Source organism: Tardiphaga sp. OK245 (assembly GCF_900108575.1).
Taxonomy (GTDB): domain Bacteria; phylum Pseudomonadota; class Alphaproteobacteria; order Rhizobiales; family Xanthobacteraceae; genus Tardiphaga; species Tardiphaga robiniae.
The window spans coordinates 853,002-877,369 of record NZ_FNWZ01000001.1 but is presented as its reverse complement, the minus strand read 5'-3'; the positions used below and the strand labels follow the sequence as shown (position 1 = coordinate 877,369).

General features: G+C 62.1%; 23 protein-coding genes. 19 read left to right on the top strand and 4 right to left on the bottom strand.

The window, feature by feature from the left end:
- The first annotated feature begins 155 nt into the window (after positions 1–155).
- From BLW80_RS04000 to BLW80_RS03955, 10 genes are all read left to right on the top strand, one after another.
- Positions 156–1,235, top strand: coding sequence for a maleylacetate reductase (locus tag BLW80_RS04000; RefSeq protein WP_093756894.1), 1,080 nt, complete (start codon positions 156–158; stop codon positions 1,233–1,235).
- Positions 1,232–2,599: an amidohydrolase family protein gene (locus tag BLW80_RS03995; protein ID WP_093756893.1), complete on the top strand. Its 1,368-nt coding sequence runs from the start codon at positions 1,232–1,234 to the stop codon at positions 2,597–2,599. Before BLW80_RS04000 ends, BLW80_RS03995 begins: the two co-directional genes overlap by 4 nt.
- On the top strand, positions 2,596–3,513 hold the full coding sequence (locus BLW80_RS03990; protein ID WP_093756892.1) for an NAD(P)-dependent oxidoreductase: 918 nt from the start codon (positions 2,596–2,598) through the stop codon (positions 3,511–3,513). Before BLW80_RS03995 ends, BLW80_RS03990 begins: the two co-directional genes overlap by 4 nt.
- 9 nt (positions 3,514–3,522) lie before the next feature.
- Positions 3,523–4,407, top strand: a complete 885-nt coding sequence (locus tag BLW80_RS03985) for an intradiol ring-cleavage dioxygenase (protein ID WP_093756891.1) — start codon at positions 3,523–3,525, stop codon at positions 4,405–4,407.
- A gap of 59 nt (positions 4,408–4,466) precedes the next feature.
- A complete protein-coding gene (locus BLW80_RS03980) occupies positions 4,467–5,867 on the top strand; it encodes an FAD-linked oxidase C-terminal domain-containing protein (RefSeq protein ID WP_093756890.1) in 1,401 nt (466 codons plus the stop codon).
- A complete protein-coding gene (locus tag BLW80_RS03975) occupies positions 5,864–7,402 on the top strand; it encodes a sugar ABC transporter ATP-binding protein (protein ID WP_093756889.1) in 1,539 nt (512 codons plus the stop codon). The genes BLW80_RS03980 and BLW80_RS03975 overlap by 4 nt, the downstream gene beginning before the upstream one ends.
- Positions 7,395–8,345, top strand: a complete 951-nt coding sequence (locus BLW80_RS03970; protein ID WP_093756888.1) for an ABC transporter permease — start codon at positions 7,395–7,397, stop codon at positions 8,343–8,345. The genes BLW80_RS03975 and BLW80_RS03970 overlap by 8 nt, the downstream gene beginning before the upstream one ends.
- Complete coding sequence (locus BLW80_RS03965; RefSeq protein ID WP_093756887.1) at positions 8,342–9,316, top strand: ABC transporter permease; 975 nt, start codon at positions 8,342–8,344, stop codon at positions 9,314–9,316. Before BLW80_RS03970 ends, BLW80_RS03965 begins: the two co-directional genes overlap by 4 nt.
- 36 nt (positions 9,317–9,352) lie before the next feature.
- Positions 9,353–10,324 carry a sugar ABC transporter substrate-binding protein gene (locus tag BLW80_RS03960; RefSeq protein ID WP_093756886.1) on the top strand — a complete coding sequence of 324 codons (972 nt, stop codon included), beginning with the start codon at positions 9,353–9,355 and terminating at the stop codon, positions 10,322–10,324.
- Positions 10,325–10,389: 65 nt separating this feature from the next.
- The gene (locus tag BLW80_RS03955) at positions 10,390–10,677 is read left to right on the top strand and encodes a YciI family protein (RefSeq protein WP_089265505.1); all 288 of its coding nucleotides are present in this window, start codon (positions 10,390–10,392) and stop codon (positions 10,675–10,677) included.
- 127 nt (positions 10,678–10,804) lie between these two features.
- Here the strand turns inward: BLW80_RS03955 and BLW80_RS03950 are convergent, their stop codons facing one another.
- The gene (locus tag BLW80_RS03950) at positions 10,805–12,442 is read right to left on the bottom strand and encodes an isocitrate lyase (RefSeq protein ID WP_093756885.1); all 1,638 of its coding nucleotides are present in this window, start codon (positions 12,440–12,442) and stop codon (positions 10,805–10,807) included.
- A gap of 146 nt (positions 12,443–12,588) precedes the next feature.
- Here BLW80_RS03950 and BLW80_RS03945 point away from each other — a divergent pair, with 146 nt between their 5' ends.
- Positions 12,589–14,028 carry a helix-turn-helix domain-containing protein gene (locus BLW80_RS03945; protein WP_093756884.1) on the top strand — a complete coding sequence of 480 codons (1,440 nt, stop codon included), beginning with the start codon at positions 12,589–12,591 and terminating at the stop codon, positions 14,026–14,028.
- Positions 14,029–14,035: 7 nt separating this feature from the next.
- Here the strand turns inward: BLW80_RS03945 and BLW80_RS03940 are convergent, their stop codons facing one another.
- On the bottom strand, positions 14,036–15,535 hold the full coding sequence (locus tag BLW80_RS03940; RefSeq protein WP_093756883.1) for an ATP-binding protein: 1,500 nt from the start codon (positions 15,533–15,535) through the stop codon (positions 14,036–14,038).
- Between the two features lie 385 nt (positions 15,536–15,920).
- On the opposite strand from BLW80_RS03940, the gene BLW80_RS03935 reads away from it, so the two are divergent.
- From BLW80_RS03935 to soxA, 8 genes are read left to right on the top strand one after another with little or no spacing between them, the layout of a single operon-like run.
- Positions 15,921–16,370 (top strand): (2Fe-2S)-binding protein, encoded by a 450-nt coding sequence (locus tag BLW80_RS03935; RefSeq protein WP_093756882.1) that lies wholly within the window; start codon positions 15,921–15,923, stop codon positions 16,368–16,370.
- An 11-nt stretch (positions 16,371–16,381) separates the two neighbouring features.
- Positions 16,382–18,556, top strand: a complete 2,175-nt coding sequence (locus BLW80_RS03930; RefSeq protein ID WP_170849567.1) for a xanthine dehydrogenase family protein molybdopterin-binding subunit — start codon at positions 16,382–16,384, stop codon at positions 18,554–18,556.
- A 43-nt stretch (positions 18,557–18,599) separates the two neighbouring features.
- Positions 18,600–18,887 carry a c-type cytochrome gene (locus tag BLW80_RS03925; protein WP_089265733.1) on the top strand — a complete coding sequence of 96 codons (288 nt, stop codon included), beginning with the start codon at positions 18,600–18,602 and terminating at the stop codon, positions 18,885–18,887.
- A gap of 1 nt (position 18,888) precedes the next feature.
- Entirely contained in the window at positions 18,889–20,169 is a 1,281-nt protein-coding gene (locus tag BLW80_RS03920; RefSeq protein ID WP_093756880.1) for an NAD(P)/FAD-dependent oxidoreductase, read from the top strand.
- Positions 20,162–20,626 (top strand): sulfur oxidation c-type cytochrome SoxX, encoded by a 465-nt coding sequence (gene soxX, locus BLW80_RS03915; protein ID WP_502688583.1) that lies wholly within the window; start codon positions 20,162–20,164, stop codon positions 20,624–20,626. Before BLW80_RS03920 ends, soxX begins: the two co-directional genes overlap by 8 nt.
- Positions 20,627–20,638: 12 nt before the next feature.
- A complete protein-coding gene (locus BLW80_RS03910; protein ID WP_093756878.1) occupies positions 20,639–21,115 on the top strand; it encodes a SoxY-related AACIE arm protein in 477 nt (158 codons plus the stop codon).
- Positions 21,115–21,435: a thiosulfate oxidation carrier complex protein SoxZ gene (gene soxZ / locus BLW80_RS03905; RefSeq protein ID WP_093756877.1), complete on the top strand. Its 321-nt coding sequence runs from the start codon at positions 21,115–21,117 to the stop codon at positions 21,433–21,435. Before BLW80_RS03910 ends, soxZ begins: the two co-directional genes overlap by 1 nt.
- A complete protein-coding gene (soxA, locus tag BLW80_RS03900) occupies positions 21,432–22,211 on the top strand; it encodes a sulfur oxidation c-type cytochrome SoxA (RefSeq protein ID WP_093756876.1) in 780 nt (259 codons plus the stop codon). The genes soxZ and soxA overlap by 4 nt, the downstream gene beginning before the upstream one ends.
- A 38-nt stretch (positions 22,212–22,249) precedes the next feature.
- Here the strand turns inward: soxA and BLW80_RS03895 are convergent, their stop codons facing one another.
- Positions 22,250–22,744 carry a PaaI family thioesterase gene (locus tag BLW80_RS03895; RefSeq protein WP_093757336.1) on the bottom strand — a complete coding sequence of 165 codons (495 nt, stop codon included), beginning with the start codon at positions 22,742–22,744 and terminating at the stop codon, positions 22,250–22,252.
- Positions 22,745–22,928: 184 nt separating this feature from the next.
- Positions 22,929–24,119, bottom strand: a complete 1,191-nt coding sequence (carA, locus tag BLW80_RS03890; protein WP_093756875.1) for a glutamine-hydrolyzing carbamoyl-phosphate synthase small subunit — start codon at positions 24,117–24,119, stop codon at positions 22,929–22,931.
- Positions 24,120–24,368: the final 249 nt, after the last annotated feature.

The following is a 24,368-nucleotide window of genomic DNA, read 5'->3' as shown; positions in this document are numbered from 1 at the left end:
GATCACGTGAGAATGCCTCATTTTGCACAAATTGACAAACGTGTGCAGAGTTTCTTGACAAACGTGTGCACGGGAATGATGGTAGCGAAAATCCGCTGCATGCCTTGGTGCAATGCAGCAGAAGCGCCCTAACGGCGTCGACGATCAGGGATGGAATGATGGAGAGCTTCGTCTATCAGGCGGTGCCCATGCGGGTCGTCTTCGGCTCGGGACGGCTGGCAGATCTGGCCGCCGAGCTCGACCGACTCGGCGTTAAGCGCGCACTCGTTCTGACGACAGACCAGCAGAAATCTCACGGCGAGCAGATTGCCGCCCTGATCGGTGACAGAGCGGCGGGCGTCTATGCCGGAGCGGTGATGCATACGCCGGTTGATGTGACCGAACTTGCGATGCAGCAGTTCAAGGCTCTGCAGGCCGACGGCATCGTCGCGGTGGGCGGTGGTTCGACCATCGGGCTAGGCAAGGCGATCGCGCTACGGACCGACCTGCCGCAAATCGTCGTACCGACCAGCTATGCCGGGTCCGAAATGACGCCGATCCTGGGTGAGACCCGCGAGGGACTGAAGACCACGCAATCGAGCCCGAAGATACTCCCCGAAACGGTCATCTACGACGTCGACCTGACACGCACATTGCCGCCTGCATTTGCCGTGACATCGGGCGTCAATGCAATCGCTCACGCTGTCGAAGCGCTCTATGCGCGCGATGCCAATCCGGTCGTGTCGTTGATGGCGGAAGAGGGCATTCGCCTGTTCGCTGGCGCGCTGCCGAAGCTTGCGGCTGGCGAGGACAACGCGGCGGCACGCGATGATGCCCTGCGCGCTGCCTGGTTGTGCGGCGCCTGTCTCGGCGCCGTCGGCATGGGGCTGCACCACAAGCTCTGCCATACGCTGGGCGGTACGTTCAATTTGCCACATGCCGAAACCCACACGGTGATCCTGCCGCATGCGATGGCCTATAATGCTCCCGCCGTGCCGGTTGCGGCGGCTCGCGTCGCGCGCGCGCTTGGCGCCGGACAGGCCGCGCAGGGACTGTTCGATCTTACGCAGGGACTTGGCGCCAAAGTCGCGCTGCGCGATCTGGGAATGCCGAAGGACGGCATAGAACGCGCCGCCGACCTTGCCGTCAGCAATGCCTACTGGAACCCGCGGCCGCTGGAACGCGATGCCATCCGCGATCTGATCGCGCGGGCCTGGGCGGGCGAACCTCCGGTCGTAGCGGAGGCGTTGCGATGACGGCGACACGCACGCTCATCAAGTCCGCCACGATCCTGACAATGGACGACACGATCGGCGATCTCGCGCAAGCCGACCTGCTGGTTGATGGCGATCGCATCGTCGACATCCGGCCGGGCCTCGATGCCGGTGACGCGGAGATCGTCGATGGTCGTGGCCGCATCGTCATTCCGGGCCTTGTCAACGCGCATATGCATACGTGGCAGACCGCCTTGCGCGGCTTCTCCGCGAACTGGACGCTTCCCGAATATTTCCGCCGGATGCATGCGGGACTGGCCACGGTCTTTCGTCCCGAGGATATTCATATCGGCACGCTGATGGGCGCGCTGAACCAGATCAATTGTGGCACCACCACGCTGGTTGATTGGTGTCACAACAATCCAACGCCTGCGCACAGTGATAGCGCCGTCGCAGCGCTGAAAGAGAGCGGCATCCGTGCCGCCTTCTTCCACGGCTCGCCGAAACCGGAGGCGGCGCCGGGGCAGCCGCACTTCTCCGAGGTTCCGCATCCGCGCCGTGAGGTCGAGCGCTTCCTGGCAGGGGCGCTGTCTAACCGCAGCGACCGCGTCACCCTCGGGCTTGCGATTCTTGGTCCTCATTATTCGACCATGGATGTTGCCATCCATGATTTCGAATTGGCGCGTGAGTTCGATCTGATTGCCTCGATGCATCAGGGCGGAGGCCCGGCCAAGACGCCGGGTGGCTGGGCGAGACTGATTGCAGCCGGCCTCGTCGGTCCCGGCATCAACATCGTGCACGGCAACGATCTTCCCGACGATCTGCTGCGTCAGCTTGTCGATCTCGGCGTGTCGTTCTCGGTCACGCCGGAAAATGAAATGAATCAGGGCCACGGCTACCCGATCACCGGGCGGCTGTTGAAGCTGGGATCGCGGCCATCGCTCGGGGTCGATCTGGAATCCGTGCTGCCGGGCGACATGTTCAACGTCGGTCGCATCGCACTGTCGATGCAGCGCGCGCTGGACAATGCCGAGAGCCGGCAGGCCACGGGTGCCATTCCAGCGGTGACGACAATCACGACACGCGAGGCCTTGCGCTGGATCACCATCGAGGGCGCCCGCATGCTCGGGCGCGAAGACAGCATCGGCTCGCTCACGCCGGGCAAGAAGGCGGATCTGGTCGTCATTAATGCCACGGACCTGAATCTCTGGCCGGTCCATGATCCGGTTTCCACGGTCCTGATGCAGTCCAGCATCACCAATATCGAGGCGGTCATGATCGATGGCATCTGGCGCAAGCGAGGCGGACGCCTGCTGGCGGAGAACATCGACCACAAAAAGAATGAACTCGAGCGATCAGGCATGCGCATCGTCTCCGAGATCGAACGTCAGGAGAAAGCGGCATGACAACCCCGTCGAGAGATCAAGCTCAGGCCGTGGCCTGGATCGGCGTTGGCAAGATGGGCTTGCCGATCGCAGGCCGTATGGTGGAGGCCGGTATCCGCGTCACCGGTTACGACCCGGGCCAACAGCGCTTGGTGTTGGCACAGCAGCTTGGGCTTCAGACGGCCAACTCGGCCGCAGGCGCCGCTGCAAACCACGCCATCATCTTCACATCGCTGCCCGACGATGCGGCGCTGCGTTCCGTGGTGCTCGGACCAGACGGCCTGCTGAACAAGCTGACACGTGGTGCGGTTCTGATCGAGACGAGCACGGTCAGCGCCGAAGTATCGGCTGAAGTTGGTGTTGCGGCAGAGGCGAGCGGCGTGGCCTATCTGCGCGCGCCGGTGTCCGGCAATGCAGCGATCGCGCATACCGGCGCGCTGACCTGCTTCGTGTCGGGGCCGCGCGATGCGTTCGATGCGGTTCAGCCGGTGCTGGCGACGTTCACCCGCGCGCAAACCTATCTCGGCGTGGCTGAAGAGGCGCGATTTGCCAAGCTCGCGGTCAATCTGATGATCGCGGTGTCTGCCGGAATGATGGCCGAAAGTCTCGCGCTGGCACGCAAGGGCGGCATCTCCTGGCCGGATATCCTCAAGGTCCTGGATGATAGTGCGGTCGCCTCGCCGATGGTCAAGTACAAGACGCCGCCACTGGCCACGCGCAACTTCGAGTCCACTTTCTCGTGCCGGCAGATGGCCAAGGATCTCGACCTCATCATCGGGGCCGGCCATCACGTCGGCGTGCCGCTGCAACTCGCAGCGCAGGTGCGAGAAATCTACGGATCGCTTGTTGCGCAAGGAGATGGCGAATCCGATTTCATCGCCACCGTGCGCCACGTCGAGCGACTGTCGGGTCTCGGCGAGCCGAAGCTTGGGTGAGGGGAGGCCATGCGGAATTTCAACGAGAACACCATCACCGACGCCGTGCTGGATCGCATCACGGATGCCGGCCAGCCGCGGATCAGGCAGATCAGCGAGGCGCTGGTGCGCCATCTGCATGCCTTCGTCCGGGAGATTCGGCCAACCCAGAGGGAATGGGAGCAGGGCATCGAATTCCTGACGCGTACCGGTCACATGTGCGACGATAAGCGCCAGGAGTTCATCCTGCTTTCGGATACGCTCGGAGTGTCGATGCTGGTCGACGCTATCAATCATGGTGCCGAAAAAGGTGTGACGGACACGACCGTGCTCGGGCCGTTCTTCGTCCAGGCGGCCCCGGAGAAGAAGCTTGGCGAAGACATCTCCGGTGGCATGGAGGGCGATCTGATGATCGTGACGGGATCGGTCTCGACGCCGGATGGTAAGCCGATCGCAAATGCGACAATCGACGTCTGGCACTCCGACGACGACGGGTATTACGATGTTCAGCAGCTCGACAAGATCGGCGATCTTGCAATGCGCGCGCGGTTTCATGCCGATACCGAGGGCCGTTTCCGCTTTTGGTCGATCAAGCCAGCGGCCTATCCGATCCCGCATGACGGGCCGGTCGGCGATATGCTCACGGCTCAGGGGCGTCATCCGTGGCGACCTGCCCATGTTCACTTCATGATCTCGGCACCTGGCTTTGAGCAACTGGTGACACATGTGTTCGTTGCGGGCGACAAGTATCTCGACTCCGACGTCGTCTTCGGCGTCAAAGATACGCTCATTCGCGAATTCGTCCGGAAAGATGCCGGCGAAGCTCCCGATGGGCGCATGCAGAACACGCCTTACTATCATTTGAATTACGATTTCGGTTTGAAGCCAGACGCCAATAAGGCGCATGCTGTCTAGCTAACAATGCGCATCAAGGGCCGCAGAGCCTGAGCGCTGATATGGAAGGGGAGGATGCTATGGGAGCGCCAGTGAGCGCCGAGACGGCCGTGGTCCGTCTGAACGAGATCATTGGGGCGCGCGCGACGATCGCGCGCGGCGTGCTCGATGATCACGGCCGCAGCGAGGCCTATCACGCCAGTCGTCCACCGGATGTCGTGGTGTTTCCGGAGACCACGCAGGAAGTCGCTGAGATCGTGAAGCTCTGCGGCGAACTCGGCATGCCGGTCGTTCCATTCGGCGCGGGTACTTCACTCGAAGGTAATGCAGCATCGGTGGCTGGCGGCGTCTGTATCGATTTTGCGCGGATGAACCGCGTGCTCCGGGTGCATGACAAGGACCTCGACGTCGTCGTGCAGCCTGGCATCACCCGCAAGCAGCTCAACGCGCATCTGCGCGACACCGGATTGTTCTTTCCGATCGATCCCGGCGCCGATGCGTCGATCGGCGGCATGAGCTCGACGCGCGCGTCCGGAACTATGGCCGTCCGCTACGGCACCATGAAGGACAATGTGCTTGCGCTCGAAGTCGTGCTGCCCGATGGGCGGGTGATCCGCACCAGCCAGCGCGCCCGCAAGTCGTCAGCCGGTTACGATCTTACCCGGCTGTTCGTCGGAGCCGAGGGAACCCTTGGCGTGATCACCGAAATTACGTTGAAATTGCATCCATGGCCGCAGGCGATCTCGTCCGCGGTCTGCAATTTCGGGCGGCTCGATCAGGCGATCGGTGCCGCGATTGAAGTGATCCAATCGGGCATTCCGGTCGCGCGGATGGAACTGCTGGATGAAGTCATGATGCGCGGCATCAATGGTTATTCCAAACTTGGCTATCGCGAGGCGCCGACGCTGTTCTTTGAATTCCACGGCACCGAGGCGAGTGTCGCGGAGCAGGCCGAACTGGCGGAGGCGATCGCCGCCGAACATGACGGCCAGGGCTTCCAATGGGCGCGTGCGGCGGAAGACCGGACGAAGCTGTGGCATGCCCGCGACAACACGCTTTATGCGGGTCTCAGCCTGAAGCCGGGCGCCAAGGCCATGATTACGGATGTCTGCGTGCCGATCTCACGGCTGACGGAATGTCTGACCGAAACGCGCCGGGACATCGATGCCAACGGACTGATCGCGCCTGTGGTGGGCCATGTCGGCGACGGGAATTTCCATCTGCTGATCCTGATCGACCAGGATAATGCCGACGAAGTCGCGCGCGCCAAGGCGCTGCACGCGCGGTTGGTGGCGAGGGCGATCGCGATGGAGGGCACCTGCACCGGCGAGCACGGCATCGGCACCGGCAAGATCGGATTCCTCCAGGACGAGCTCGGCGACGCCGTCGATATCATGCGTGGCATCAAGGCGTCGATCGATCCGAAAGGCATGATGAACCCCGGCAAGATCTTCTTGCCCAATGCACCGGTGCTGACATGACGCAGCTCGCTCAGTCCAAGGCGGCCGTGTCGATCGTTCAAGCAGCGCCGCCGCTGTTCGAACTGCGCGGCATCTCCAAGGAATTCCCGGGAGTGAAGGCACTCGACGATGTGTCGTTCTCGGTCTGGCCAGGCGAGGTGCACATGCTGCTTGGCGAGAACGGAGCAGGCAAATCGAGCCTGATGAAAGTGCTGTGCGGGGCCTATCGCGCCGATAGCGGCTCGTTCCACTACAACGGCGAAACAGTCGAGATCGCGTCGCCAGCCGATGCGCAGAAGCTCGGCATCGCCGTCATCTTCCAGGAATTTTCGCTCGTCCCCTATCTCGACATCGCGCAGAACATCTTCCTCGGACGGGAGCCAGCAGGACGTGTTCCCGGCACGATCGATCGCAAGAAAATTCTGGCCGATGCCAGGCGTGTGCTGGCTTCAATTGGATTCGACATCGATCCGGCGATCCGGATCGAGAAGCTGGGCGTCGCCCAGCAGCAGATGGTGGAGATTGCAAAGGCCATCAGCCAGAACGCGCGAATTCTCGTGATGGATGAGCCGACGGCGGCGCTGTCCGATCGCGAGACAGAATTGCTGTTTGCACTGATCGCGCGGCTCAAGGCGGATGGCGTTGCCATCATCTACATCTCGCACCGGATGGCGGAGGTGTTCTCGCTCGGCGACCGCATCACGGTGCTGCGCGATGGGCGCCGTATCGATGAGGTGCAACCCGGGGCCGTGTCGTCGGACGATCTGGTCCGGATGATGGTCGGTCGCAGCGTCGACATGAGCTATCCACGGAATTTCGCTGAGGCCCCTGGCAAGGTCATGCTCGAGGTGAAGGGTCTCTACTCTGCCTCGGGCATTGCGGGCATCGACCTGGTGGTGCGGCAAGGCGAGATCGTCGGGCTGTGTGGGCTGGTCGGCTCGGGGCGCACGGAAGTGGTACGGGCCATTTTCGGGGCCGACAAGGCGACCGCGGGACATATCCTGTTCAACGGCCAGGAGAAGTCCGGTGGTCCGGACGAAGCGGCCAGACTGGGGCTCGCGCTGATTCCGGAAAGCCGCAAGGCAGAAGGTCTGGCTCTGATCCGCTCTGTCGGAGACAACCTGATCGTTTCCGCGCTACGCAAGATCTTTCCGCGTGGCTTCTTCGATCAGGGGAAATCCAGGCAGGTTGCCAATGATCTGATCCGGCAGTTGAGGATCGCGACCCCATCGGACAAGCAGGCCGTCGGCCTTCTATCCGGTGGCAACCAGCAGAAAGTCGTCATCGGCAAATGGCTGGCCGCTGGCGCCAAGCTGTTCATCTTCGACGAACCGACACGCGGCATCGATGTCGGAGCGAAAGCCGAGATCTTTGCGCTCATCGACCGACTGGTCGCGGATGGTGCCGCTGCGCTGATGATCTCGTCGGAGCAGGCGGAAATCTGCCACGTCTGCGATCGCGCCTATGTCATGTGCGACGGGCGGATCGCGGGTGAATTGGCTCGCCACGAACTGAGTGAGGAAAACATCGTGAAGCTGGGGATGCATCATGCGTGAACAAGCGATGGTATTGAACACCAATCCGCTTCAGCGGATTCCCGGCGTTGCCGTCATGCTGGTGCTGCTATGTGTTGTCTTCAGCCTGATGACGCCCGGCTTCCTGACGGTGCCGAATATTTCCAACGTGCTCGTCCAATCGACGATCCTGCTGATGCTGGCGCTGCCGATGACGCTGATCATCATGACTGAAGGTCTCGACCTGTCGATGGGCGCCGTCTTGACGCTGACCTCGCTGATCGTCGCCATCGTCGCTTTGGCCACAGGCTCGTTGCTGCTCGGCCTGCTTGCGGCTCTGGTCGTCGGAATCGTGTTCGGGACGATCAACGGCTGGCTGGTGGCCGTTGTCGGCATTCCCCCTTTTGTCGCCACGCTGGGCACACTCGGGATGGCGCAGGGGCTCTCGCTGATCGTCAGCGATGGCCAGAGCGTTGTCGGCATGCCGGCCGCCGTTCGTGGCGTCTATTCCGGGACGCTCGGCGGCGTTCCGCTTCCGATCGTGCTGGGACTGGGAAGCTACCTTGCCTTCCACGGATTGCTCTACCACACGCGTTTCGGGACTTACATTTTCGCGCTCGGCGGCAACCGTGAAGCGCTGAAATTCGCCGGTATCTCGGCACGTCGCTTGCTGATCCTCGTCTACGCGCTCGGCGGCGCCATGGTCGGTCTGGCTGGTCTCCTGATGACCGCGCGCATGAACTCTGGGCATCCGACCGCTGGCCTCGGTCTTGAGTTCGATGCCATTGCAGCGGTTGCCGTCGGCGGCACGTCGTTCGAGCGCGGCAATGGTTGGCTGCTCGGCACCTTGCTCGGTGTGGTCACCGTGGGTGTGCTGCGCAACGGATTGAATCTGCTGGCGCTGCCGTCTTCGATCCAGGTGGCAAGCGTCGGCTTGCTGGTAATTGCAGCCTTGTTCGTCGATGGATTGCGGAGCCGATCATGACCGATATCTCAAAGCCGATCACAGGCGGCAGAATGTTGCTTTCCGACGAGATGATCCAGGTGTTCTATCGCCTGCTCGCCGCGTTTCTGATCTGTGCGGCGCTGACCATCCTGACCAACTCGTTCCTCAGTCTCGGCAACATCCTCAACGTCCTGCGTCAGGCGAGTCTGCTGTTCTTCATTGCGTCGGGTCTGACGCTGGTGGTGCTGACAGGTGGCCTCGACCTTTCGATTGGTGCCAATGTTGCTATTTCCGCCTGTATTGCGGGGACGGTGATTCATCAGACGGGCTCGCCGACCTTGGGGGTACTGACAGGCATCGGCGTCGGTGGCGCGGTCGGGATGCTGAACGGCGTGATGGTGACGGCGCTTCGAATCCCATCCTTCATTGCGACCTACGGGATGCTGTGGGTGCTGCACGGCATCACCTACTGGTACATGGGCGGAGAGACCATGCACGGCTTCCCGGCTGGCTTTCGCCAGATCGGCAGTGGCTATTTTCTCGGTCTTCCGATCCCGGTCTATCTGTTGCTGGTCTTCCTCGCCATCGGAACCATTTTCGCGCAGCGCACCACATGGGGACAGGAAATCTACGCCATCGGCGCCAACCCGGTTGCGGCGCGGTTGTCGGGTATTCCCGTCGCTCGCCGACTCCTGCTGGTCTACACAGTGTCCGGCGCAATGGCCGGGCTCGCCTCGATCATCTTTCTTGCGCGATTGAACTCTGCCGAAGCCGACATCGGCGAAAGCCTGACACTGCCGGCGATCGCGGCGGTTCTGATCGGGGGCACCTCGCTGTTTGGTGGTCTCGGAACGGTGTTTGGCACGTTCGTCGGCGCACTCATTTTGACCCTGGTCCTCAATGGCATGAACCTGTTGTCGGTCAACGCGAGTTGGCAGCCACTGGTGACAGGCGTCATCGTCATTCTGGCAGTATGGCTGGATATGAAAACACGGCGCCGTGCGGCGTAAGTGTTCGACCTTAAAAAACAAACGGAGGGAACGACTATGAAGAAAGCCTATGGCGCGCTTGCTGCACTGCTTCTGACGACATCACTCTCATCCCACGCGTTCGCCGACGGCGAGACGATCGCGGTGTTTACAAAAAACCAGACCAATCCGTACTTCCAGACCGTGCGAGTCGGGTCTGACGCAGCCGCCAAGGCGATGAAGGCAAAGACGCTGCATTATATTCCGACAAAGCCGGACAGCATCCCGGAGCAGCTCAGCCAGATTGAGGATGTGGTGGTGAAGAAGCCGTCTGCGATCGTCTTCATCCCGGTCGACTACAAGGCGATGGTCCCCGGCGTCGAGAAGATCAATGACGCAAAGGTCCCGGTGGTCAACGTGACCGATCGTTCCGCCGGTGGCAAGTTTGTCGCCTTTGTCGGCGCCGATGACTACAGTCTGGGTTTGGAGACCGGGCGCTATCTGCTGAAGACGCTGGGCGGCAAGGGCAATTTCGTGATCATTGAGGGCGTCAAAGGATCCTTGACGAGCATCGACCGCGTCCGCGGCTTCAACGACGCCCTGAAGGAAAACCCGGGAGCCAAGCTGCTTGCGTCGCAACCCGGCAACTATCAACGGCTGCAGGCGCTTCAGGTCATGGAGAATCTCATGCAGTCGAATACTCAGATCGACGGTGTGTTGGCTGCCAATGATGCGATGGCGATCGGTGCGATCGAGGCGCTCGATGGTGCCAATCGCAAAGCCCAGGTCATCGGCGTCAATGGCACCAAGGAGGCAATCGACGCGATCAAGTCCGGGAAGTTGCTGGCGAGCGGCGACTACAATGGCTTCATGCAGGGATGCCTCGGCATGATGATCGCCATTCGTTCGCTGCGCAACGAGCCGGTGATCACCGAGATCGTTCTCAAGCCCACGGTGATCGGCAAGGAGAACTATCAGCCCTACGACGTGCCGCTGGAATCGCGGACCTGCCCGAGCTGGGACGAGGCTGCTAAGCTCGGCACCAAATAACATCTGTTGCCATCAGGACGGTCGCCGCAGGTCGGCGGCCGTCTTCTGTCTTCCAGGAGCTACGCATGCTGTTTGCCATCCATGCCGTCGATCATGCCGGGGCGCTCGACAAACGCTTGTCTCACTACGAGGCTCACAAGGCCTTTTTGTCCGACACCTCGGCCTATGACGTGACGATCGTGATGTCCGGTCCGCTGACAGCCGATGACGGCCAGACCATGATTGGCAGTCTGTTTCTCGTCGAGGCCGCCGACCGCGCGGCGGTCGAAAGATTTCATCATGCCGATCCGTTCTTTGCCGCCGGCATCTGGCAGACGGTCACGATTACCGGCTTCCTGCGCCGACAGGGATAACCGGAATGGAGGCCGGCGCCCTGCCTGTCGGTGAGGCAGTCGTTCGGCATTTGTACACCGACAACGACATCAGCCCGGGGTCTGATGGGACCCCGGGCTGGTTTTACGATGAGCTGAACCGTAACGATTAGCCGAACTGGTTCATCGTGTTGTGCGCGCCGCCCGCCTTCAGGGCTGCTTCACCGGCGAAGTATTCCTTGTGCTCGTCGCCGATGTCCGAACCAGCCATGTTCTGATGCTTCGCGCAGGCGATGCCTTGACGGATTTCCGCGCGCTGGACGTTCTTGACGTAGCCCAGCATGCCCTGTTCGCCGAAATACTCCCTGGCGAGGTTGTCGGTGGACAGCGCAGCCGTGTGATAGGTCGGCAGCGTGATCAGGTGATGGAAGATGCCGGCGCGCTTGGCTGAATCAGCCTGGAACGTCCGGATCAGCTCGTCGGCTTCGACCGCCAGCGGCGTACTGTCGTATTCCACCTTCATCAGCTCGGCGCGGTTGTACTTGCTGACATCCTTGCCGGCTTCCTTCATCGCGTCATAGACCTGCCAACGGAAGTTCAGCGTCCAGTTGAACGACGGCGAGTTGTTGTAGGCTAGCTTCGCATTCGGGATCACCTCACGAACGCGATCAACCATCTTGGCGATCTGCTCGATGTTCGGCTTCTCGGTTTCGATCCACAGCAGGTCGGCGCCGTTCTGCAGCGAGGTGATGCAGTCGAGGACGCAGCGGTCCTGACCGGTGCCTTCGCGGAACTGGTACAGGTTGCTGGCCAAACGCTTCGGGCGCATCAGCTTTCCATTACGCGTAATGACGACGTCGCCGTTGCCGATCTTTGAAGCATCGATTTCTTCGCAATCCAGGAAGCTGTTGTACTGGTCGCCGATGTCACCCGGCTTGTGGCTGACAGCGATCTGCTGCGTCAGGCCAGCGCCGAGCGAGTCGGTGCGGGTGACGATGATGCCGTCTTCGACGCCCATTTCGAGGAAGGCGTGACGGCAGGCGCGGATCTTCGCGAGGAAGACTTCATGCGGCACGGTGACCTTGCCGTCCTGATGGCCGCACTGCTTCTCGTCCGAGACCTGGTTCTCGATCTGCAGCGCACAGGCGCCGGCTTCGATCATCTTCTTGGCGAGCAGATAGGTCGCTTCCGCGTTGCCGAAGCCGGCATCGATATCGGCGATGACGGGAACGACGTGGGTCTGGAAGTTGTCGATCTTGTTGATCAGTTCTTCTTCCTTTGCCTTGTCGCCAGCCTTACGAGCGGCGTCGAGGCTGCGGAAGATGTCGTTGAGCTCGCGCGAGTCAGCCTGACGAAGGAAGGTGTAGAGCTCCTCGATCAGAGCCGGGACCGAAGTCTTCTCGTGCATCGACTGATCCGGCAGCGGGCCGAATTCCGAGCGCAGCGCCGCGATCATCCAGCCCGAGAGGTACAGGTAGGTGCGGTCGGTGGTGCCGAAATGCTTCTTGACCGAGATCAGCTTCTGCTGCGCGATAAAGCCGTGCCAGCAGCCGAGCGACTGGGTGTACTTGGTGGTGTCTGCATCATAGGCGGCCATGTCGGCACGCATCAGCGATGCCGTGTAGCGTGCAACGTCGAGACCGGTCTTGAAGCGGTTCTGCAGGCGCATGCGTGCGACCGCTTCGGCGGTCACGCCGTTCCAGGTGTCCTTGGTCTTGAGCAGCGCCGACGCCGCCTCGACTTCGCTCCGATAGGAGCCGGTGCCGAGGATGGTCTGGTTGCTGATCCCGCGTGGCTGGAAGTTCATTGTCTCGATCCCTTTGGCTGACGAAAACCTGTCCTTGGTTGTAATCGCGGGATCGCCAGCCGCTAGACGGAACGCAGATAACTTGTCATACTTTACAAACTGAACGTGTAAGGCTGTAAAGTAGTTACAAGGTATTGGAGTGTGCGATGGCCGCCTCGGCAGGTCGTTCGGTGTTCATGGGGCCGCGAATCCGGCGGCTTCGGCGCGATCTGGGCCTGACCCAGGCCGATATGGCGGCCGATCTGGAAATTTCGGCCCCTTATGTCGCTTTGCTGGAGCGCAACCAGCGGCCGATGACGGCCGACATGCTGCTTCGGTTGGCGCGCACCTACACGATCGATCTCGCCGATCTGGCTGGCGATGGCGGTGCCGACAATACGGCGCGGATGCAGTCGATCCTGAAAGAGCCGATGTTCTCGGACATCGATATCCCCGCGCTCGAAATCAGCGATCTCGCGGTGAGCTATCCCGGCATGGCCGAGGCGTTCCTGCGGCTCTACACCGCCTATCGCGAGGAGCAGCTCGCGCTGGCGGATCGGCGCGCACCGGCGCTCACCGGTGGCGCGTCGTCTTCGGATAGCGAGGGCTATGATGCCAACGATCCCGTGGCCGAGGTCAGGCGGTTTCTGGCAGCTCGCCGCAACAATTTCGCTGTGATCGACGACGTGGCCGAACGTCTTGTGCAGGCGACGTCGGGGCCGAGCGGTTTCGTCGAGCGTCTCAAGACCCGGCATAAGCTGCAAGTGCGCTATCTACCGCCGGACGTCATGCTCGGCTCGGTCAGGCGACTGGATCTGCATCGCAAGCAATTGCTACTTGAGGATTCGCTCGATACCGCAAGCCTCCATTTCCAGTTGGCGCAGCAACTCGCCTATCTCGAAATGGAAAACGAGATCGGCACCGCGCTCGAAGACGGCCAGTTCACCACCAAGAGCGCTGAACTGCTGGCGCGCCGGGCGCTCGCGGGTTACGCCGCTGCGGCGCTGATCATGCCCTATGCGGCTTTCGCGCGCGCCGCCGAGACCCGTCGCTACGATCTCGAAGCACTGGCGCGCCAATTCGGTGCCAGCTTCGAACAGACCGCGCATCGCATCACGACCTTGCAGCGGCCGGGCGCCGAGAAAGTCCCGTTCTTTCTCATCCGCGTCGATCCCGCCGGCAATATTTCCAAACTGCTCGACGGTGCAGGCTTTCCGTTCGCGAAGCACGGCGGTGCGTGCCCGTTGTGGTCGGTGCACGACGTTTTCAAAACGCCGCGCCAGATCGTCACGCAGTGGCTGGAATTGCCGGATGGCCAGCGCTTCTTTTCGATTGCCCGCACCGTCACGGCTGGCGGTGGTGGTTACGGCGCACAACGCGTCGAGCGCGCCATCGCGATCGGTTGCGCAGCCGAACATGCCGGCCAGTTGATCTATACGCGCGATGCGTCGGCACCGCGTGCGGATGCTCCCACGCCGATCGGCGTCGCATGCCGTGTCTGTCATCGTCCAAGATGTGCTGCGCGCTCGGCGCTTCCGATCGGGCGCGAACTGCTGCCCGATGATTTCAGGACGCTGAACGTTCCGTTTGGATTCTCGGCTGACTAATGCGGGCTCAGGCCTGCTCGGCCGCAGCTTCCTCGGCATTGGGATCGCCGGGTGCCGTAGCCCAGGCCAGTTCGACGAGCGTCACGATGCGCCGACCGGCGCCATCGAGCTGGCAGACGATGAGGCCTTGCTCCTCGATATAGTTCAGCAGGCGCTGTGCGCGGCGTAGCGAATGCGAGCCGTAGGCGCGGGCGATCGCGGCATTGCTCGGGCAGGGCCAGCCTTCCTTGGCGGCGCGGGCGATCATCATGAAAACGCCCTGCATATCTTCAGGCAGGATCGAGGCGCGGACCGAGACGTCCTGCCACCCGTCATCATTGGTCATGTCGGAGCCGAGCCCGGCGCGGGCGCGCGTCAGCATGCGGCGGAAGTCGTCGAGGTCCGGCACGGCAGCGCCAAGCCCCTCGATGCGGCAGCGGACCACGAATTCCTGATAGAGCACGCCAACCACCCGGAAGCCTGCATCGGGCTCGGCCATCAAGGCCTGCAACACGCGGTCGACGCGCTCTCGCCGCGCGGCCAATTCCTCGGCGCTGATCGGCGTCTCCGCCACGTCCGGCCGAATTTCCAGCGCTGCGGACTTCGCCGCCATGAGCTGGCCAAGCAGATCCGGCGATGACGGTGCGCGGCGCTGCGGCCGGACCGGCTCCGGCGGGGGCGCTGCGAGAATCGTGGCGCGGACGTCGTCGAGTGTCGCTTCCGGCAGCGGCATCAGGCGTGGGGTCGCATTGCGCGGACTTGTTTCGGTGACGCCGATGCGCAGGCCCAGCGGACGACGGGAGAGGGCGGGACCCAACGCCATGAACTGGCCGCGCTCGAGGTCGCGGAAGGATTCGGCCTGCCGTCGCTCCATGCCGAGAAGATCGGCGGCGCGTGCCATATCGATATCGAGGAAGGTGCGACCCATCAGGAAATTCGACGCTTCGGCCGCGACGTTCTTGGCGAGCTTCGCCAGTCGCTGTGTCGCGATGACGCCGGCAAGGCCACGTTTGCGGCCGCGGCACATCAGGTTGGTCATGGCGCCGAGCGATAGTTTGCGCGCTTCGTCGGACACCTCGCCGGCAACGGCCGGGGCGAACAGCTGTGCCTCGTCCACCACCACGAGCATCGGATACCAATGGTCGCGAGGCGCGTCGAACAGCCCGCCCAGAAAGGCGGCGGCGCGGCGCATTTGATTCTCGGCATCCAGCCCTTCGAGATTGAGCACTGTGGAGACGCGGTGCATGCGCGCGCGCTCGCCGGCGACCTGCAACCCGCGTTCGGTATGCGCCTCGGCATCGATCACCAGATGACCGAATCGCTCCGCCAGCGAGACGAAATCGCCTTCAGGGTCGATGATGGTTTGTTGCACCCATGGGGCGCTCTGTTCGAGCAGCCGGCGCAGCAGATGCGATTTTCCGGAACCCGAATTGCCCTGTACGAGCAGACGCGTCGCCAGCAGTTCCTCAAGGTCCAGAGCCGCCGGGGCGCCTGACGTCGTATGCCCCATCTCGATCGCAACGGTCATGTCTCGACTCAGGTCTCCTTGTAGAGAGGGCTTACCAACCCGGCCACAGCGCGTCGAGCGGCGCACGGCTATCATCCCGTGTTCCGCGCAACTCTCACCAAGTAAATCGCGACAGCGAATCGGCGATGTTCTGCACACGGCGGTGCCCGGTTTTGCCAATGGCAATCTCAGGCGGTTTCCTTGCATGATCGCGTTGTGTTCGACCCGCGGTGATAGAGCGTCAGCAAACAGAAAATCCCGCGTGACGTAACTGTGACGTCAGCAAGGCAGGGACATCGCTGGAATCTTCGGGCGCCGCAGTCACCAAACATTTGATTTGGAATTCTTCCAGTTTCAGGGGAGGGTTGCTGCAACGGCGATATGCGCCACGACCCGGGGAAATGCGATGGCAAGCCTCACGATCAATGGACGAACCTACGAGATCGATGCAGAACCGGACACGCCGTTGCTATGGGCGATCCGCGAAAATGCCGGGCTGACAGGGACAAAATACGGATGTGGCGTCGCCCAATGCGGCGCCTGCACCGTTCATGTCGATGGCCAGCAGGTCCGTTCCTGCAGCATGGCGCTCAGTGAGGCGATCGGAAAGCAGATTACGACGATCGAGGGCCTTGCGTCAGAGGGGGCCGTGCACAAGGTGCAGCAGGCCTGGATCGATCATGATGTGCCGCAATGTGGTTACTGCCAGAGCGGCATGATCATGGCAGTTGCAGCGCTGCTGGAGACAGTGCCGCAGCCGACCGATGAGGATATCGACCTCGCCATCACCAATATCTGCCGTTGCGGCACGTTCCAGCAGGTCCGTGAAGCGATTCACGCCGCTGCAAGCGCTTGAGGAAGATGGTCATGGGTCATGCTCCGCAACTCAATCGCCGTTCGTTTGTCCTGGGAACTGCTGCTATCGGCAGCGGCCTCGCGCTCGGTATTCCCTTTGGCGGGCCGACCGCAGTCTATGCGGCCGATGGTACGCCTGAGGTCAATGCCTGGGTGGTGATCCGGCCTGATGAGACCGTTGTCGTGCGTATCGCGCGGTCCGAGATGGGGCAGGGAACGCTCACGGGTCTGGCGCAATTGGTCGCAGAAGAACTTGAATGCGACTGGTCCAAGGTGACGACGGAATATCCTACGCCCGGGCAAAGTGTCGCACGCAAGCGCGTCTGGGGGGACTTTTCCACCGGCGGCAGCCGCGGCGTTCGCACTTCGCATGATTACGTCCGCAAAGGCGGCGCGGCTGCGCGCCTGATGCTGATCCAGGCGGCAGCCGATGAGTGGGCCGCGCCCGTGTCGGAATGTGCCACCAGCAAGGGCGTCATCACCCATGTCCCGTCGGGGCGCACCATCACCTACGGCAAGGTCGCGGAAGCGGCTGCTAAGCTGCAGCCGCCGACCGACGTCAAGCTGAAGGATCCCAAGGACTGGACCATCGCCGGCAAACCGCTGAAGCGGCTCGATACGGTCGAGAAAACCAACGGCAAGATGGTCTACGGCGCCGATATCAAGCTGCCGGGAATGCTGAATGCCGCGATCAAGGATTGCCCGGTGTTCGGCGGCACGCTGAAGAGCTTCGACGACAGCAAGATCCTGGGCATGAAAGGCGTCAAGAAGGTCGTGCGCGTCGGCGACAGCGCCGTCGCTGTGGTCGCTGATACGTGGTGGCACGCCAAGTCGGCGCTGGAAGCGATGCCGGTCGTCTGGGACGACGGCAAGAACGCCAGCGTGTCCAGCGAGTCCATCGCCAAGTGGCTGCAGGAAGGCCTGGACGCTGCGCAGCCCGCTTTTGTCGGCAACAAGGCTGGCGATGTCAAAGCAGCGTTTGCGGGTGCTGCGAAGACGGTGGAAGCGGTCTACGCCTATCCCTATCAGAACCACGCCACCATGGAGCCGATGAACGCGACGGTGCTCTATACGCCAGAGAAGTGCGAGGTCTGGACCGGCACGCAGAACGGCGAAGCCGTGTTTGCGGCCGCAGTCGAAGCGTCAGGCCTGCCGAGCGACAAATGCGAGGTCTACAAGATCATGCCGGGCGGCGGCTTCGGTCGGCGCGGCATGACCGATTACGTCCGGCAGGCGGTGGCCATCGCCAAGCAGATGCCCGGCACGCCGATCAAGCTGATGTGGTCGCGCGAAGAGGACATGCTGCACGGCCGCTATCATCCCATTACGCAGAGCAAGCTGGTCGGCGCCTTCGATGCCGATAACAATCTGATCGGTTTGCACATGCGGATCTCGGGCCAGTCGATCCTGGCCAGCGTGCGTCCCGAGGGTATGCAGAACGGGATGGATCCCGTCACTTTCCAGGGTCTGAATGCCAGCGGTGAGGCAGCGATCGGCTACACCGTTCCGAATTTGCTGATCGACCATTCCATGCGCAATCCGCATGTGCCGCCGGGCTTCTGGCGCGGCGTCAACGTCAACCAGAATGCGATCTATCTTGAGAGCTTCATGGATGAGCTCGCGCATTCGGTCGGTCAGGATCCGCTCGAATTCCGCCGCAAGCTGATGACCAAGCATCCGAAGCATCTCGCGGTGCTCAATGCCGTCGCAGAGAGGATCGGCTGGACGACGCCGGCTCCGCAAGGCGTGTTCCGCGGCATCTGCCAGCACATGGGCTTCGGCAGCTATGTCGCGGCCGCGACGGAAATTTCGGTGACGGGCGGCAACAAGATCAAGATCCATCGCATCGTAGCCGCCACAGATCCCGGTTATGCGGTGAATCCCTGGCAGATCGATCGCCAGATCGCCGGCTCGTTCGTCTATGGCCTGTCGGCGCTGTTCTATGGCGAATGCACTGTGAAGGGTGGTCGCATCGAGCAGGAAAACTTCGACACCTATCAGTCGATGACCATGAAGGAGATGCCGAAGGTCGAGTCGATCCTGATGCCATCGGGCGGCTTCTGGGGCGGCGTCGGCGAACCGACGATCTGCGTGGCGGCGCCGGCCGTGCTGAATGCCTATTTTGCCGCGACCGGCAAGCGCATCCGTTCCGTGCCGCTGAAGAATCACGACATCATCTTTGCGTAACCGACGCGTCGCCATGCTTGCTGCCCATCACTGGATTTCGCTCATGAAGACGTTGCGTACCTCACTTGCGATCGGGCTGATCGTCGCCTCGGCGGCGCCGGTCCGGGCGGCATCGGCGCCGCCGCCTGGCGCGGCGTCGTGCTCCGGCTGCCATGCGGCGACATCGCAGGCCATCCCGAACATCTATGGGCGCGATGCCGATGCGACGCGCTCCACATTACTGGCCTTTCGCAATGGATCGATGCCGGCCACAGTGATGACGCGGATCGCCAAGGGCTTCTCCGAAGACGAAATCGGGTCGATTGCGGCCTGGCTGGCAACGCAGAAATAGCATGACCCACAAAAATCATACCTCACGACGGGAATTTCTTCGCGCTGCCGCTGCCGCGACGGCATCCCTTGCGCTGGCATCGCCAAGCCTCGCGCAATCGCCTGCGCGGGTCGTTGTAATCGGCGGCGGCTTCGGCGGCGCCAGTTGCGCCCGCGCGCTTCGGCAGCTCGATCCGTCGCTGGATGTCACGCTGGTGACGGCCGATCGCCAATATGTCGCGTGCCCATTCAGTAATGAGGTCATCGCCGGCGACCGCGCCATTGAAGCCCAGCAATTCACCTACGAGAAAACCGCTGCCGCCGGCATCAAAGTCGTCGTGCAAATGGCGCAGACGATCGACCCGCAGGCGCGCACGATCGGTCTCGCCGATGGATCGACGTTGCGCTACGACCGGCTGGTTCTGTCGCCCGGAATCGATCTGCGCTTCGATGCGCTGCCGGGCTATGACGAGGCTGCAGCGTCGCGCATGCCGCATGCCTGGAAGGCCGGTGAGCAGACGCTGCTGCTGCGACGCCAGTTGGAAGCGATGGACGATGGCGGCGTGGTTGCGATCGTCGTTCCCGCCAACCCCTTTAGGTGTCCTCCGGGCCCCTATGAGCGCGCGAGCCTGATCGCGCATTACCTGAAGACCCGAAAGCCGCGGTCGAAGCTGATTATTCTCGACTCGAAAGACGCGTTCTCGAAACAGCGGCTGTTTCAGGCCGCGTGGCAGGAGCTATATCCGGGATTGATCGAATGGGTCGCGCTATCGCAGGGCGGCAAGGTCACGTCGGTCGATCCGGCGACCAATACGCTGGTGACCGATTTCGCGACACATCACGTTCAGGTGGCCAATGTCATTCCACCGCAGCGCGCCGGACGCATCGCGGAGATTGCCGGCGTCACCGATAAATCCGGCTGGTGTCCGATCAATCCCGTCAGCCTCGAGTCCACACAGGTGCCGAACATCCATGTGATCGGCGATGCCTGCATTGCCGGCGCCATGCCCAAATCCGCATTCTCGGCGAATGCGCAGGCGAAGACCTGTGCCGGCGCGATCGTGGCGTTGCTGGCGGGGGCGACGCCGACGTCGCCGAAGCTGATCAACACTTGCTACAGCCTGGTCGCGCCCGACTACGGCATTTCCATCGCCGGCGTTTACCAGCCCCGCAACGGCCTGTTTGCAGATATCGAAGGCGCGGGCGGTACGAGTCCGCTGGATGCGCCACGTGATGTCCGGGCCCGCGAAGCGATCTATGCACGGTCCTGGTTCGAGACGATCGGAGCAGAGGTCTTTGGTTAGTCGTGGCCGCGCATCGACGCTGTTGTCGGCGAGCGTGGCGACGCTGCTGCTGACTGCTCCGGTCCGTGCGAGTGAACTTGTCCCTTATGCGGTGATTGGCGATGCGATTCCGCTGCCCCTGGCGGGCGCGGTCGGCGACGCGTCGGCGGGCAGGGCGATCGTCGTCAACCGCACATATACGTGTCTGCTCTGCCACAGCGGGCCATTTACCGAACAGAGATTCCAGGGCGATCTTGCGCCAAGCCTTGCCGGCACCGGCAGCCGCTGGTCGGAAGGCCAGTTGCGGCTGCGGCTGGTGGATGCCTCACGCCTCAATGCCGCGACCATCATGCCGTCCTATTATCGTGCAGATGGGTTACAGCGTGTCGGGGATGCATGGCTTGGCAAGCCGATCCTGTCGGCGCAACAAATCGAGGACGTCGTCGCTTACCTGACAACGCTGCAGAACCCATCATGACGAAAGCAATCCATGGCTGAGCTCGATCGATCGACACGCCGCCAGTTTCTGGCGATGGCCGGTGGCGCTGCGCTCGGCGCGGTGTCGCTCGTGCATATCGGCCCGGCCCATGCGACGCCGGACACCATGAAGGCAGCCATCCGCGATATCGTCAACGGCGCCGCGGTGCGCCCCGGCAAAGTGAAGCTCGACGTCCCGCCGCTGGTCGAGAACGGCAACACGGTGCCGCTCACCGTCACGGTAACGAGCCCGATGAGCGATGCGGATCACGTGGTCAGTATCCACATTTTCAACGAGAAGAATCCGCAGCCCAATGTCGGCAACTTCTATATCTCGCCGCGCGCAGGCCGTGCGCAGATATCGACGCGCATCCGGCTCGCCGATACGCAAACACTGACGGCCATTGCGAAACTCTCCGATGGCTCGTTCTGGTCGACGACCGCCGATGTCGTGGTCACGCTCGCCGCATGTACCGAGGAGGCAACCTGATGGCGTCCGCGCTGATCAACGTTCCCGCCACGGCCAAGCGTGGCGACATCATCGAGATCAAGACGCTGATGTCGCACATCATGGAGACCGGCTTTCGCCATACCGTGACCGGTGAGGTTATCCCGCGCAACATCATCACCAATTTCACCTGCCGTTATAATGGTGATGAAGTGTTCCGGGCCGATCTGTTTCCCGCCTTCTCGGCCAATCCCTTCATCTCCTTCTTTACGATCGCCACCGAGAGCGGAAAATTCGAATTCCAGTGGATCGGCGATAACGGATTTCAGGAAACCGCGTCGGCCAGCATCACGGTCACATGAGACGACTGCGAAATATCAGCCTGTCGTTGCTGGCAACCGTCGCTTTCACGTCTCTCATCGAGGCGGCGGAGATCGCGCCGGGCGAGCGACGCTCCGGTGCCAGTTTCATGTCCGTCGAAACGCAGGCCATGCAGAACGACGCCACGGCCAATCCCGGCATGCTGGGGGTGCTGGATGGCGAGGCGCTATGGACCCGAAAGCCCGTTGCCGGCCGTGCTTGCGCGGATTGCCACGGTGATGCCAGCAGCATGCGCGGTGTCGCTGTGCGGTACCCGGCATTCGACGACAAGCTCAATCGCCCGGTCGATCTCGAACAGCGCGTCAATCTCTGCCGTGTCGATCATCAGCAATTGCCGCCGCTCGCCGATGAAAGCCGTGATCTGCTGGCGCTGACCGCATTGATCGGCCGGCAATCACAGGGGATGCCGATCGAGACGGGCGCCGATTCACGTCTGCAAGCATTCATCGACAAAGGCCGCGATGCCTTCATGCGGCGTCAGGGGCAGTTGAATCTGGCATGCACGAACTGTCACGACGACAACTGGGACAAACGTCTCGCCGGCTCCGCGATCACGCAGGCCCATCCAACGGGCTATCCCGTCTATCGGCTGGAGTGGCAGGGGCTTGGCTCTCTCAAGCGCCGCCTGCGCAATTGCATGATCGGCGTGCGCGCTCAACCCTACAGCGCCGACGCGCCTGAGATGGTCGAGCTTGAGCTCTACCTGATGTCGCGCGCGCGGGGCATGGCAAGCGAAACTCCCGCTGTCAGGCCGTGACGCTTCGAATGTCTGTGTACGTGCCCGCGGGCTGCAGGTCAGGTCGTTTCCTTCGGTATCTCGAACACCAGACACGTCGTGGTGGCATGGGCGATGAGCCGGTCCTTGGAATCCGTGATGCGCGCTTCGGCGGTGGCGGCGCGGCGGCCGACATTCAGCGTCTTGCCTTCGGTGCGCACGGTGCCGCTATCCTTGCTCATGCCGCGAATGAAGCTGATCTTGAATTCCAGCGTGGTGTAGCCGGTGCCGACAGGCAACATGGTGTGCACGGCGAGGCCCATCGCCGAATCCAGCAGGATCGCCGCGTAGCCGCCATGTACCGAGCCGATCGGATTGTAGTGGCGGAAGCCGGGGACGCTGTGAAACACGACAACACCGGGTTCTGCGGTCGAGTCGAACGGCTCGACATTCTCCATGATCGGCGGCTGCGGCAGCTCGCCGGAGAAGATCTTGCGCACAAAATCGAGCCCGGGCATCGAGGCCATCAGGCTGGTGGGGACGACGTCGTAGCGGGGTGTGGGGGCGTCGGTCATGGCGCTTCCTTTATTTTTGATGACGATCATCATACAAAGCTGCAGGTGCGGATGCTAGCGCTTGCCGCAAGCCCTTCCACGTCATGCCCGGGCTTGACCCGGGCATCCACGCCTTCGCAGCCCTAAAACGTAGATGGCCGGGACAAGCCCGGCCATGACGTCTGAATTCTATCGATAAAGAAAGCTACGACGCCTTGTTCGCCCGCATCAGTTCCGCGAACCGCTTGAACAAATAATGCGAGTCGCGCGGACCGGGGGAAGCCTCCGGGTGATACTGCACGGAGAACACCGGCTTGCCGTCGAGCTGGATGCCGCAATTGGATCCGTCGAACAGCGAGATATGGGTCTGCGTCGCGCCCTTCGGCAGCGTTGCTTCATCCACCGCGAAGCCGTGGTTCATCGAGGTGATTTCCACCTTGCCGGTGGTCTCGTCCTTGACCGGATGATTGGCGCCGTGATGGCCCTGATGCATCTTCTTGGTCTTGGCGCCGACCGCGAGGCCGAGCATCTGGTGACCAAGGCAGATGCCGAATGTGGGCACGCCTGAATCGATCACCTGCTTGATGACAGGCACGGCATATTTGCCGGTCTCGGCGGGATCGCCTGGGCCATTCGACAGGAACACACCGTCCGGCTTCAGCGCCATGATCTCTTCGGCCGAAGTCGTGGCTGGAACGACTGTGACCTTGCAGCCTTCGCCGGCCAGCAGGCGCAGAATGTTGCGCTTGATGCCGTAATCGATAGCGACGACGTTGAATTCAGGGTTGGTCTGGCGACCGAAACCCTTTTCCCATTCCCAGGGAGTCTCGTCCCACGTGAAGCGCTGGGCCGACGTCACCATCGGCACCAGGTCCATGCCTTCGAGACCCGGCCATTCGCGCGCTTCTTCCTTCAGGCCATGCAGGTCGAATTGGCCGTCCTTCGCATGCACAAGCACCGCATTGGGCATGCCCTTGTTGCGGATCAGCGCGGTCAGGGCGCGGGTGTCGATGCCGGAAATGCCGATGATGCCGCGCGCCTTCAGCCAGGCGTCGAGATGCCGGGAAGAGCGGTAATTCGACGGGTCGGTGATCGCCGAGCGCAGGATCACGCCGCGGGCGCCTGGCGTCGCCGCCATGTTCACCGTCTCGATATCCTCGTCGTTGGTGCCGACATTGCCGATATGCGGGAAGGTGAAGGTGATCAGCTGCCCGGCATAGGATGGATCGGTGAGGATTTCCTCATAACCGGTCATCGCCGTGTTGAAGCAGACTTCGCCCACGGCCTGGCCTTCCGCGCCAAGGCCGAAGCCTTCCAGCACGGTGCCATCGGCGAGCACGAGGAGCGCGGTCGGTTTGTGGTCCGGCCAGGCTGAAGATGTTTCTGAGGGGGTCATGAGGGGACTACATAGTCCGCGCATCCGCCGCCGTCAAAGCCGGAAAGGCCGGATTCACACGTCAACCATGGCCTGCAGGGTTAGCAATCGGCGCTTTGGCCGATCAACGGGCCCGGACTGAGCTTCATTAAGGAATAATATCTTATCTGGCAAAATTGTGGTGTTCCGGTTGTCCGGCGAAACCTGCACGCCGATAGCGCGTAATTTGCAGAATGAGATGTAAAATCAACTAATTATAATTACGGATGC